The sequence below is a fragment of the Wenyingzhuangia sp. 2_MG-2023 genome (genome assembly GCF_030548295.1).
Classification (GTDB): Bacteria; Bacteroidota; Bacteroidia; order Flavobacteriales; family Flavobacteriaceae; genus Wenyingzhuangia.
Window position 1 is genome coordinate 1 of the sequence record NZ_JAUOSB010000009.1, and the last position, 12,752, is coordinate 12,752.

Sequence of the window (12,752 nt, forward strand, 5' to 3'; positions counted from 1 at the left end):
AGAGAGATATTCAACCTAAAAACAACCCTACAAATTGCTTATACAAAACTAGCGCATTGGTATAAACAAGTAGAAAACTCAGGGTTTAATCAATTTAAATCTATAGTAAATACAATTACTCTAAACTACAGATCAATCCTAAATTACTTTATAAATAGAAGTACCAATGCTGCGGCTGAATCTTTCAATGCTAAAATTAAAGCTTTTAGAGCGCAATTTAGAGGCGTTAGAAATCTAGAATTCTTCCTTTTTAGATTAACCAATATTTTTGCCTAAAAACAACAATTTGTCTTGATCCGTAATAATAGAGACCCCAGTAAACACAAAGCACAAAAAAACCATCTCGGACTGAGATGGTTTTAGGCTTTAAGTAGTGGTCCCACTTGGGCTCGAACCAAGGACCCTCTGATTATGAGTCAGATGCTCTAACCAGCTGAGCTATGGGACCTAAAGCGGTGGCAAATTTAGGATTTTTTTGCTATCTGACAAATATTTTTTGATTTTAAACTTATACAGTTCTTCCCATTAAATAATTACCAAAATCAACCAACTGATTTTTAGACAATTCAGACATTTCTATTTGCTCTAAAATTTTAAAAGCTTTATCTGTATAAGACTTAATTTCTTCTTTTATTTTGGATACAGCACCACTTTTTTCAAAAAAAGCTTTCACCTCTTCTATTTTTTTCGCTTCCTCAAAAGTTTCGTTGGTGTAATACTTTTCAAATTCAACCAAGTCATCTCCTTTTAGCAATTCTTTTGCTTTTAAAACCAAAAACGTTTTTTTATTTTCTATAATATCTCCTCCTATTTGCTTTCCAAACGTTTCTGGATTTCCAAAAGCATCCAAATAATCGTCTTGCAACTGAAATGCTAAACCTAAATTCAACCCAAATTGATAGAAAGCATCGGCATCTTTTTCGGTGGCTTTGGCTATAATCGCTCCCATTTTTAAGGCTGCAGCAACCAAAACAGAAGTTTTTAAACGAATCATTTCTATGTATTCTGGCACGGTAACATCCATTCTTATCTCAAAATCCATATCATATTGCTGACCTTCGCAAACTTCTATGGCTGTTTGTTGAAATAATTGCATTAATTTTTTATAAATAGTTCCTTCATAAACCTCCAATGCCTGATTTGCTAGAATCATCATGGCATCACCAGAAAGAATTGCTGTGCTTACACCCCATTTTTCATGTACGGTTTGTTGTCCTCTTCTCAGAGGTGCATCGTCCATAATATCATCGTGCAATAAAGTAAAATTATGAAAAACCTCAATAGCCAAAGCCGCATGCATACCTTGATGAAAATCTTTTTCCAACGCATCTATACTCATCAACACTAATAAAGGTCTCATTCTCTTTCCACCCAAATTTAAAATGTAATCAATAGGTTGATACAAATTAATAGGCTCTTTAATCTCTACTTCTTTTTCTAAAAAAGACAGAAAAGAATCTCTGTAAACTGATAAATCCAATGAATTGTTTTTTTAGTAAAAATAGAACAATACTAGACTTTACAAAAACCTAACTTAAAATTTATACAAAACCAAGGAAACTTTTTTTGTTTCTTTAGTTTCCATTCTTATATTTGCACAAAAAAAGTAACGATGTTAAAATGTAAAATCCTGGAAAAAGCTACAGAGATGTTTTTAAATCTCGGTTTTAAAAGTGTTACGATGGATGACATCTCTAAAGATTTAGGAATCTCTAAAAAAACCATCTATACGCATTTTAGAAATAAAACAGAATTGGTTAATGAGTCTACTTGCTATGTATTTGAACGTATCCAAAGTGGAATTGAAAAAATATGTGCTAACAAATTAAACGCTATTGAAGAGCTATTTGAAATTAAACAATTTGTTTTGACTGTATTAAGAAACGAAGACAGTTCTCCTCAACATCAATTGCAAAAATTTTTCCCAGATATTCATGCCCGTTTTAAAAACAAGCATTTAACCACTGTAAATAATTCTATTGTTAAAAATATTGAAAAGGGAATAGCTTCGGGAATTTATAGAGAAAATATCGACAAGCACTTTGTTTCAAGAATGTATTTTATTGGAATTACTGGTATTAAAGATGAAGAAACTTTCCCAAAAGAAATGTACACCAAACAACAATTAATGGAGTATGTTTTAGATTATCACATTAGAGCCATTGCAACAGAAGAAGGAATTCAAATATTAAAACAACTAACAAACCATAAAAATTAACTATGAAAAAAACACTCCTACTTGTTTGTATCATCCTAGGAATTGGTGCCAATGCACAAGATTCCAAGACCTACAAACTATCACTAAAAGAAGCCGTAGACTACGCACTCAAAAACAATAGAACCGTAAAAAATGCAGCACTAAGCATTCAAGCTGCCAAACAGCAAAAATGGGAAACTACTGCTATTGGTTTGCCACAAATCAACGCTAAAGCAGAATATAAAAACTATGTAAAATATCCACTTACAGGAGTTGAAGGTGGTGAAGATTCTTTTATCAATTTTATATTTCCAAAACAAAGTTTAACCCCAAGTGTAACTTTAACTCAATTGCTTTTTGATGGATCTTACATTGTAGGTTTACAATCTGCCAAAGTGTTTTTAGACATTACTAAAAATGCCAAAGCAAAAACAGACAATGAAATCACAAAAGGAGTTACTAGCGCATATAACAATGTTTTATTAACCCAAGAAAGCATAAATCTGATTCAAAAAAACATTGCAAGTATAAAAAGTAATTTATTTGAATCTAAAGCAATGCTAACCAATGGTTTTATTGAAGAAGAAGATATAGAACAACTTCAAATTACATTAAACAACCTAGAAAACAACTTAAATAGCTTAGAAAGAATGCATACTATTTCTTTAAAACTTTTAAGATTGACTTTAGGTTTTACAGATGATGTAGCCATTACACTTACAGAAGATTTGCAAACGTTGATAAGCCAAACCAAACAACAAGCAACTTCTTTTACTGATTTTTCTGTGTTTAAAAACATAGATTATCAAATTGCAGAGAACGAGGTAAACTCAAAAAAGCTGCTTTACAAATTAGAACAAGCTAAACTGCTCCCTACAGTTAGCAGTTTTTTAACAGGTAACTATATTGGTAACAGTAGCGAATTTACTTTTTTCGATAAATCTCAAAACTGGATTGGTACTGCAATGCTTGGAGTTACTATAGACATTCCTATTTTTTCATCGTTTGCAAGTAATGCAAAACGTAAAAGAGCTAAAATAGATTGGCAAATATCTCAAAACAAATTGATAGATACCGAGGAACAGATAGAAATAAACTATCAAACCATAAAATCTGACCTAGAATTGGCTATCAATACTTTAGATAATAAAAAAAGAAATTTAGAATTGGCAGAACGTATAGAGCATAAAAACAACATTAAATACAAGGAAGGAATTTCTAGTAGTTTTGACTTAAGACAAGCTCAAATGCAACTATACAGTAGTCAACAAGAATATTTACAAGCCATGGTAAATGTTATCAACAAAAAAGCAGAATTAAACGTATTACAAAATTAAATCGCTCTCAAAAACAGAATTATGAAAAAAATAGTATTAACCATTTCTGCAATTACCATGATTGCGTGTGGATCAAAAAATGAACAAACCGTTGCTGATATTATTGCAAACAAAAATATAAAAGAAATCAAAGCTAAAAGAAACAGCTTACTAAGTGATGTGAAGGAATTAGAAAATGCCATAGCAACACTAGATACTATTAAAAGAGCTGCTTTGGTGTCTACTTTAACTACAGAAGTTTCAGATTTTTATCATTATGTAGAAATTCAAGGAAATGTAGAAACCAAACAAAACCTTATTCTTTATCCAGAAATTGGAGGAGCTTTAAAATCTATTTTGGTAAAAGAAGGACAAAAAGTAAGCAAAGGACAAACCATTGCTATTATAGATGATTCTGGTTTGAGCGATCAATTGGCACAATTGGAAGCAGATGCTGGTTTGGCAAAAACAACTTTTGAAAGACAGGAGCGTTTGTGGAATCAGAAAATTGGGTCTGAAATTCAGTTTTTACAAGCTAAAACTGCTTATGCTGCAAAATCTAAGGCGGTTGATAATCTAAAAAAACAAATAGCTAAAACACAATTAAAAGCTCCGTATGGCGGAATTGTTGACGATATTATTACCGACCAAGGTTCATATGTAATGCCAGGACAATCTCCAATTATTCGTTTGGTCAACTTAAGTGATATGACCATTAGTGCAGAAATCCCAGAAACATTCATTAAATATGTTAAAAAAGGAAAAAAAGTAGATTTATACATTCCAGTATTAGATGCCAAAGCTGAAACTATCATCACTCAAACAGGAAATTACATCAACCCAAACAACAGAAAGTTTAAGGTAGAAATGAACGTTCCAAATAACATAGAAGCCAAACCAAACATGTCTGTTCGTTTAAGTATTAATGATTACCATAACGAAACAGCTATTTTAATTCCTCAAAGCATTATTTCTGAAAACGAATACAACGAAGAGTATGTATTTACTGCCGTTAAGAAAGGAAGTGCATATGTAGCTAAAAAAACTTTTGTGGAATTGGGTAAAACCAGTAAAAATGATATTGAAGTTACCAAAGGTTTAACTCCAAACACACATGTAATTGTAGAAGGTGCAAGATCTGTAAAAGAAGGTCAAGAAGTAACTATTTTAAACTAAGCTTATCATGTCCGAAAAGAAAAAAAATACCATTAAAGAATTTGCATGGTCATCGTGGGCTATTAACAATAGAACCACCATGTATGTATTGGCAGGTTTAATGCTGATATTGGGTGTCTCTGCCTACAATAATTTGCCTAGAGAAAGTTTTCCTGAAGTTAAGGAAACTAAAATATATATCAACGCAATGTATCCTGGTAACACTGCCGAAGATATAGAGCGTTTAATTATAGATCCGTTAGAAGATGAATTGGAGAATGTTAGCAACGTAACCGAAGTTACTTCTACATCTCAGGAAGATTACGGAATTATTGTTATTGAATTTGATGAAAAAATTTCTGTTGAAGCAGCTAAACAAAAAGTAAAAGATGAAGTTGATGGTGTAAAAGCAGGAGAAGATTGGCCTACTTTTAACGGTGCCAAAGTAGATCCCGCTGTTTTTGATTTAAACATTTCAGAAGAAATGCCTATTTTAAACATCAACCTTACCGGAGATTATACTGTAGAAAAACTAAAAACCTTTGCAGAACGTCTAGAGGATGAAATTGAAGAGTTATCAGAAATTAAAAAAGTAGACATTAGAGGAGCTCAAGAAAAAGAAGTTGAGATTGCTGTAGATATATACAAAATGTCTGCTGCTCAGGTTAGTTTTGATGACATTATCAATGCCATCAAACAAGAAAACATTACCATGTCTGCCGGAAACTTAATAACTAGCGGACAACGTAGAACTATTAGAATTTTAGGAGAAATAGAGAATCCTAATCAACTTAAAGACTTTGTCATCAAAAGACAAGGAGGTATAGTATACCTTAAAGACGTTGCTGATGTTTTTTTCCAAGAAAAAGAAAAAACCACCTATGCACGTGAATGGGGTAAAACCGTGGTAATGCTAGACGTTAAAAAACGTAGTGGTAAAAACATGGTAGAAGCTGCAGATAAAATAAAAGAAATAGTACATAATGCAGAAATTTCTTATTTGCCTAGTGATTTAAAAGTTACCATTAGTAACGACCAATCTTCTAACACACTAAACCAAGTAGATGATTTGGTAAACAACATCATCTTTGGTATTTTATTAGTTATTATGGTCCTAATGTTTTTCTTAGGATTTAGAAATGCACTGTTTGTTGGTTTTGCCATTCCTATGTCTATGTTTATGTCTTTTTGGATTATTGATCTATTAGGATACACGATGAATACCATGATTCTTTTTGGATTGATTATGGGACTTGGAATGCTAGTAGATAATGGAATTGTAGTTGTAGAAAACGTGTTCCGTTTGATGGATGAAGAGGGAATGTCTAGAAAGGAAGCTGCTAAAAAAGGAATTGGAGAAATTGCTTTCCCAATTATTATTTCAACAGCCACTACAGTAGCAGCCTTTATTCCTCTTGGTTTATGGCCTGGAATTATGGGACAATTCATGAAATATTTCCCTATTACATTATCCATTGTATTAGGTTCTTCATTATTCGTAGCCATTTTCTTTAACTCCGTACTAGTTTCTCAGTTCATGACTATTGGAGAGAAAAAACTTACCTACAAACAATTAATTAGATTGACCATTATTCTTTGCGGATTTGGAATTCCAATTTTGTTATTTGGAGGAGCTGTTCATGGATTAGGAAGTTTAATGATTGTTACTTGTTTGTTATTTTGGTTGTACAGACTTTTTATCAAAAGAGGAGCTATATATTTTCAAGAAAAAACATTAACAGCCTTTGAAAACAGTTATGAAAAAGCCATCCGTTTTTCTTTAACTAGCTGGAGACCTTACGTTTTTTTAGTAGGTACTTTTATTTTGTTAGTAGCTTCTTTTATGGTCTTTGGTGCTTCTGTTGCTTCTGGAAAAACACAAGTGGAATTCTTTCCAGACAACAAGCCTAACCAAATTATTATATACTTAGAATATCCTCAAGGAACAGATATTGAGAAAACAAATGCCATCACCAAAAAGATAGAAAAACGTGTCTTTAACATCTTAAACGAGGATGTATATATGGACAATGGATATAACTTTTTAGTAGAATCTGCTGTTTCTCAAGTAGGTATGGGAGCTGGTAACCCTAACACGGACAGTGGGGATTCTGAAATGCCACACAGGGGTAAAATTACCGCTACCATGCGAGAATACAAATACCGTAAAGGTGCAGATTCTGAAGAGCTAAGACTTAAGGTTCAAGAAGATTTAAAGAACAAATTCCCTGGACTTTCTATTTCTGTTGAAAAAGATGCTGCTGGACCTCCTGCAGGATACCCAATCAACATCGAAATTCAAGGAAATGATTATACTGAATTAATCAACGTAGCAAACAGAATGCAAAAATTCATATCAGATCGTAACATTCCTGGTATTGATGAATTAAAGGTAGATGTAAACAGAGCGAAACCTGCTATGGAAGTTTATGTTGACAGAAAAAAAGCGGGAGCTTTAGGAGTTCCTGTAGTCATGGTTGCCAACCAACTTAGACGTTCTATTTTTGGTGAAAAAGCAAGCGTTTATAAAGAAGATGGTGAAGATTATGACATGTATGTTCGTTTTAATTCAGAAGACAGAACCAACACCAGTTTATTATTCAATCAAAATGTAGTATTCCGTAGTCCAATAGACGGACAATTAAAAGAAGTGCCAATTTCAGCTTTAATCTCTCGTAGAAACACTTCATCGTTTAGTGCTATTAAACACAAAAACGGAAATAGAACCGTAGTGGTTTATTCTGCTTTGGCTCCTGGATATAAAGATGCAGCTGCTGTAGTAAAATTGATTGAGTTAGAAATGGCTGATTTTGATGCTCCAAAAGGAATTACCTTTGACTTTACAGGACAAATTGAAGAACAAAACAAGCAAATGAGTTTCTTAATGGGAGCATTAATGACTGGTTTAGGTTTAATTATGTTCATCTTGGTTTTCCAATTCAACTCGGTAACCAAACCGGCTATTATTATGGTGGCTATTTTCTTAAGTTTTACAGGTGTATTCTTTGGAATTATTGGAATAGGAATGAGTTTTGTAATTATGATGACCATGATGGGAATTATTTCTCTAGCAGGTATTGTAGTAAACAATGGAGTCGTATTGTTAGATTATACTCAGTTGTTATTCGATAGAAAAGCTGAAGAGTTAGACCTTCCTGAAGGAGAAATTATTTCTGTAGAACACGCATACGAAGCGATTGTTCAAGGAGGTAAAGCTCGTTTAAGACCTGTAATGCTAACCGCTATTACTACCGTATTAGGTTTAATACCTTTAGCTATTGGGTTTAACATAGATTTCTTTGCATTGTTCAACACAGGAAACCCTAACATATACATGGGAGGTGATAACGTAATTTTCTGGGGACCATTAGCGTGGACAGTAATCTTCGGATTGACCTTTGCCACCTTCCTTACCTTAATTATTGTACCAGTAATGTTTTATTTACTACACAGAATTAAAGTGAGAGTTAAGAATAGATAATCTCTATTACATTTTATAAAAAAAGGCTATTTGAATGAATCAAATAGCCTTTTTTGCATTTGGAAATTCCCCATAGCGTCAGACTTTCACTACTCACTTTTTAAAACAAGCCGCTCAATCCTTAACGCAATAAACATTAACTCAATTAAATTATTCCTAATTTTGTTTTATGAACTTCTCTAAGCAAAATCAAAAAACATATACGGTAGAAGAAGCCAAAAGAGCTTTAGAAAACTATTGTATATATCAAGATAGATGTCATAAAGAAGTGGAAGAAAAGCTGTTCAAAATGGGTATGATTCCACAGGCTTGTGAAGTTGTTATGCTTCATTTAATGGAACATAACTTTTTAAACGAAGAACGTTTTGCTAAAAGTTTTGCAAGAGGAAAATTTAGAATTAAGAAATATGGAAAAGTACGAATTACTCAAGAACTAAAATTCAGAAACATTTCTGACTACAACATCAAAACTGCATTGAAAGAAATAGATGAAGAAGAATATACAAACATGTTCTATAAACTTGTTCATCAAAAATGGGAAAACACAAAAGAATCTAATTTTTACAAAAAGAAAAAAAAAGTAGCTGATTTTTTACTGCGTAAAGGATATGAATCTAATTTAATATACGCTGCTCTAAATGATTTCAATACTTAAATGCCAAATTATCTTATAGAATCTATTTTAGAAAAGAAGAACTCATCGTTTTCCAATTCATTTTCAAAATCAACCTGTTGGTAAATTGCAGTTATTTTACGATTGATCATTCTAAAAATCACAAATAGTCCTTGTGTCTGTTTTTTAATTTCTGGAACAGTAATAGCTGGAATATCTTTCATTTCTTGCAAACGTAAAGATTGATTGTATAACGTATGTATTCTAGCTCTCATCCCCTTTATTTTCAACAAATCTACCGTAATAGAATCTCGCATCAACACAACATTTCCCACCAACTCATCAGAAATATTTAAAACATCATTGGGTGTGTTTTTCTTTAGCTTTTCTAAAGTTTCTTTTACTTTTTGATATCCTTTCCAACTAGAAATAGAATCTTTATAAACGGTACCTTCTGTCACCAAAGTATCAAATTGTATAAATTCATCTTTGGGATTGAAATATTTACGATCATCATTCACCACAACTTCTTCTGATGATTTTTCTTTTGATTCTTGACAAGCAATCAACAACCCCGTCAATAAAATATATAAAGCCATTTTTTTCATAGACACAAAGATAACAAGATGTAAGTATCTAAAATAGTATCGTCTAAAAAACCACACAAAATAAACAATGGATAATTTACAAGATAAAATTCAAAACGCATTGCAAAACTCTTTCACATACGAAGAGTACATGGAACAAGTAACTAATTTGGTAGCCAACAAAAAAAGTTCTGGAGAAATACAGTCTGATCTTTTGACCAATTACACCAAATTGAACTATGCAAGAATGAAACGTTTGAACAAAACTCAAAGAATAGACGACTTGACTTTGAAAACATTAAAATTACTGAATCAAAACTATACGTGGATTCTTTTGACAGAGACCTGGTGTGGAGATGCTGCTCAAACAATACCATTTATTCACAAAATAGCAAACAGCTCAAAAAATATTGATTTAAGAGTTGCATATAGAGATGAAAATATGGAATTGATGGATCACTTTTTAACCAATGGAGGAGCTGCTATTCCTAAATTAATAATGATTAACAACAAAAATGAAGTGCTAGCAGATTGGGGACCAAGACCTAGCTCTGCCACAATAATGGTAGACAATTACAAAAGCAAACACGGTTCTTTAACACCTGAGTTTAAAGAAGAATTGCAAAATTGGTACAACAAAAACAAAGGAGCAGACACTCTAAACGACTTAAATGTGCTCTTACTAAATGTCTTAATCAAAAATGAGAATTTAATTTTAGAAAAATAATCATAAATATTTCATGGATTGCTAATATCTTTGTGACAAACAAATCCAAAGATGTTAGTAGATTTTAATCAACTTGAAAATAATGCTAAAATATTTTTATATCCTAGCAGTAAAAAATTCTACCCAGAATTATTGGAACAAATAAAAACAAGGGTTGATGATTTTGTACAACAATGGACAGAGATAAATGAGATTGAAGCAGGTTACGAAATAAAATATCAGCGTTTTATCATCATTGCTATCAATCCTACCAAACCCATTACTACTCATATTATTGATGAACTTGTTAGCTTTATTTTTAAACTTCAGTTAGATTTTGACATTGAATTGTTAGACAAATTAAACGTCTGTTTTAAACAAGGTGAGTTTGTACAATACAAAGATGTAAAAGAGTTTAAAAAACTAATCAAAAACAAGAGTGTAAACACCAACACTATTGTTTTTGACAATTTGATCAATACCAAAGAAGAACTAGATTCTGACTGGGAATTACCCGCAGAAGACACTTGGTACGGTAGGATGTTTTAATTATTTAAAAGGCTTAAGATTTATCTAGATCTGCAAAAGGGTCTCTTTTTTTAACTCTAAACACGATGGGCAGTTGAAAAATTAAATTTACATTTTTTCCATTTTGATAAGCCGGAACAAATGTTGGCAGTTTTGTCAAAACCTTCGCTACTTCAGATTCTATTTCTTTATGCTTAGCTCTAACTTTTATATTAGAAACCTCTCCATAAGCATTAATTGTAAATATGGCATAAATTCTACAAACACCATCATCACTGTCACAGTAACGTTCTAAACTACCAGTATCTAAATTATACATTAAGTTCTTGTTAACCATTTCACCAAACTTTTTTTAGCATCTTGTAAATTGTCAGAGTAATCATTATTACTCATTAGCAACGGTGGATTTTGTATTGCTTTAAAAGAAACATCACTGACATTATTTAGTGACATCCTTTTGGAAGTCTTTTTTTTCTTTGGATTGTAAGGACCATAATCTTTTTCAACATATTGATTCTTTTGAGAAGACCAAAGCATCCATTTCCCTACTCTTATACTTTTCACCAACACTCCTCTTTCTAAAAACGTTCCCTTTTTGTCATAACTAACGTACACACCTAAAGGCTCTCCATTTTTATAAGTAACAGAGCTTGAACCTACTAATTGTCCTGTAGACACTAATTTATCTAGATGAAAATTTAGAACCATCCCCGTACCATCTACAAAATTGGAACTCCTAAACAAATCTCCATTTTTCTTATAATAATTAGAAGTTGATATCAATTTACTTCCTGCCTTTTTCTTTTCAAAAAACAATTGATTATTAGGATAATATATAGAAACGCTTTTTAAAGAATCTTTTGTAATTGTTACTTCTTTAAAACCATCTGTTAAATAGGTTTCTGAAATTCCTTCGTTTTTTTCTTGATCAAATACATACTTGTAAACCAATTCTTTGTTAACATCATATGAATATGCACTATCCAATCTTCCTTTGTTAGAAAAAAAAGCACGTTTGTAGAAACCTTTAAAATTTCTATATTCCCACTCTCCTACTTCTAATCCTTTATTAAAACGACCTTTCTGAAGATATTTTCCTGTTCCGTCCGTATATAACCAATCTCCATCTTTTAAGCCCAAATCATAGCTCCCGCTAACAACTTTCTTTTTGCCTAAAAACTCCTCATAACTACCATGCCTCTTATCCGTATTGTATTTAAGAACATAATATACTTTTTTAATATTTTTAGCAACAACAACTTTCTCTTTCACTTTTTTAACATTTAACTCTTGCCCGTAAGAACAAGACAAACCGATAAAGGTCAAAGCAAATAGAACATTCTTTTTCATAGCATTAATTTTTGCCCAAAATACCCAACTCCTAAAAATAAAAAAAGGGTTATTGAATAAAATCCAATAACCCTGACATTATTTTATAAATATAGTATTTTTACTACTTATTTTCTTCTAACTCTTCTAAGCCAAAATCTTGTAAAAATTCATTTACAGACATTGCATTGTCTACATTAAAATCTCCAATTTTAGTTCTTCTTAAAGCAGATAAATAAGAGCCTGAGTTTAACGATTTACCAAAATCAAAAGCTAGAGAACGAATGTATGTTCCTTTGCTACAAGCTACTCTAAAATGCACGTTTGGAAAATCTATTTGAGTGATTTCAAATTCAGAAATGGTAATTTTTCTAGATTTTATTTCTGTAGTCTTTCCTTCTCTTGCCAATTCATACAATCTCTTTCCTTCTTTTTTAATAGCAGAAAAAATTGGAGGAACTTGATCTATTTCACCTACAAATTGCTTTGTGGTTTCATGAATCATGTTCTCGGTGATATGTTCTGTTGGAAAATTTTCATCAATTTCAGTTTCCAAATCGTAACTAGGAGTTGTGGCTCCCAAAGTAATGGTCCCTGTATATTCTTTATGTTGTGCCTGATAGGTTTCTATCTTTTTGGTAAACTTTCCTGTACATAAAATCAACAAACCCGTAGCCAAAGGATCTAAGGTTCCTGCATGACCAACTTTGATATTTTTAATTCCGTAATGTTGTTTAATTACCCAACGTAGCTTATTTACCACCTGAAAAGATGTCCAATGTAGAGGTTTGTCTATCAACAACACCTGCCCTTCTTTATACTCCTCTAGACTTTTCATTC

At 31.9% G+C, this 12,752-nt stretch carries 13 protein-coding genes and 1 tRNA gene; 8 read left to right on the top strand and 6 right to left on the bottom strand.

What is annotated here, in order from left to right:
• Positions 1 to 276, top strand: a 276-nt coding sequence (locus Q4548_RS10680) for a transposase (RefSeq protein ID WP_303454747.1), incomplete at its 5' end; no start/stop codon positions are given.
• Between the two features lie 98 nt (positions 277 to 374).
• Here Q4548_RS10680 and Q4548_RS10685 read toward each other — a convergent pair.
• Both Q4548_RS10685 and Q4548_RS10690 read right to left on the bottom strand, forming a co-directional pair.
• A tRNA-Ile gene (locus tag Q4548_RS10685) sits at positions 375 to 448 on the bottom strand.
• A gap of 60 nt (positions 449 to 508) precedes the next feature.
• Positions 509 to 1,480 carry a polyprenyl synthetase family protein gene (locus Q4548_RS10690; protein ID WP_303454749.1) on the bottom strand — a complete coding sequence of 324 codons (972 nt, stop codon included), beginning with the start codon at positions 1,478 to 1,480 and terminating at the stop codon, positions 509 to 511.
• A 201-nt stretch (positions 1,481 to 1,681) separates the two neighbouring features.
• Between Q4548_RS10690 and Q4548_RS10695 the strand changes: the two genes are divergently transcribed.
• From Q4548_RS10695 to Q4548_RS10715, 5 genes are all read left to right on the top strand, one after another.
• On the top strand, positions 1,682 to 2,218 hold the full coding sequence (locus Q4548_RS10695; protein ID WP_408068633.1) for a TetR/AcrR family transcriptional regulator: 537 nt from the start codon (positions 1,682 to 1,684) through the stop codon (positions 2,216 to 2,218).
• A 2-nt stretch (positions 2,219 to 2,220) separates the two neighbouring features.
• Positions 2,221 to 3,534 (top strand): TolC family protein, encoded by a 1,314-nt coding sequence (locus tag Q4548_RS10700; RefSeq protein WP_303454753.1) that lies wholly within the window; start codon positions 2,221 to 2,223, stop codon positions 3,532 to 3,534.
• 21 nt (positions 3,535 to 3,555) lie between these two features.
• Positions 3,556 to 4,689, top strand: coding sequence for an efflux RND transporter periplasmic adaptor subunit (locus tag Q4548_RS10705; RefSeq protein WP_303454755.1), 1,134 nt, complete (start codon positions 3,556 to 3,558; stop codon positions 4,687 to 4,689).
• 7 nt (positions 4,690 to 4,696) lie between these two features.
• Positions 4,697 to 8,149: an efflux RND transporter permease subunit gene (locus Q4548_RS10710; protein ID WP_303454757.1), complete on the top strand. Its 3,453-nt coding sequence runs from the start codon at positions 4,697 to 4,699 to the stop codon at positions 8,147 to 8,149.
• A gap of 169 nt (positions 8,150 to 8,318) precedes the next feature.
• On the top strand, positions 8,319 to 8,804 hold the full coding sequence (locus Q4548_RS10715; RefSeq protein ID WP_303454759.1) for a regulatory protein RecX: 486 nt from the start codon (positions 8,319 to 8,321) through the stop codon (positions 8,802 to 8,804).
• An 8-nt stretch (positions 8,805 to 8,812) separates the two neighbouring features.
• Here the strand turns inward: Q4548_RS10715 and Q4548_RS10720 are convergent, their stop codons facing one another.
• Positions 8,813 to 9,361: a hypothetical protein gene (locus Q4548_RS10720; RefSeq protein WP_303454761.1), complete on the bottom strand. Its 549-nt coding sequence runs from the start codon at positions 9,359 to 9,361 to the stop codon at positions 8,813 to 8,815.
• Positions 9,362 to 9,437: 76 nt separating this feature from the next.
• On the opposite strand from Q4548_RS10720, the gene Q4548_RS10725 reads away from it, so the two are divergent.
• Positions 9,438 to 10,076, top strand: a complete 639-nt coding sequence (locus Q4548_RS10725; RefSeq protein WP_303454763.1) for a thioredoxin family protein — start codon at positions 9,438 to 9,440, stop codon at positions 10,074 to 10,076.
• A gap of 51 nt (positions 10,077 to 10,127) precedes the next feature.
• Positions 10,128 to 10,604 carry an ABC transporter ATPase gene (locus tag Q4548_RS10730; RefSeq protein WP_303454765.1) on the top strand — a complete coding sequence of 159 codons (477 nt, stop codon included), beginning with the start codon at positions 10,128 to 10,130 and terminating at the stop codon, positions 10,602 to 10,604.
• 13 nt (positions 10,605 to 10,617) lie between these two features.
• On the opposite strand, the gene Q4548_RS10735 is transcribed toward Q4548_RS10730, so the two are convergent.
• The 3 genes from Q4548_RS10735 to truB all read right to left on the bottom strand — a co-directional run bounded on the left by Q4548_RS10735 (position 10,618) and on the right by truB (position 12,750).
• Positions 10,618 to 10,920, bottom strand: a complete 303-nt coding sequence (locus Q4548_RS10735) for an energy transducer TonB (protein WP_303454769.1) — start codon at positions 10,918 to 10,920, stop codon at positions 10,618 to 10,620.
• Positions 10,902 to 11,933 carry a hypothetical protein gene (locus Q4548_RS10740; RefSeq protein WP_303454772.1) on the bottom strand — a complete coding sequence of 344 codons (1,032 nt, stop codon included), beginning with the start codon at positions 11,931 to 11,933 and terminating at the stop codon, positions 10,902 to 10,904. The genes Q4548_RS10735 and Q4548_RS10740 overlap by 19 nt, the downstream gene beginning before the upstream one ends.
• A 103-nt stretch (positions 11,934 to 12,036) precedes the next feature.
• Entirely contained in the window at positions 12,037 to 12,750 is a 714-nt protein-coding gene (gene truB / locus Q4548_RS10745; RefSeq protein WP_303454775.1) for a tRNA pseudouridine(55) synthase TruB, read from the bottom strand.
• Positions 12,751 to 12,752 lie beyond the last annotated feature (2 nt).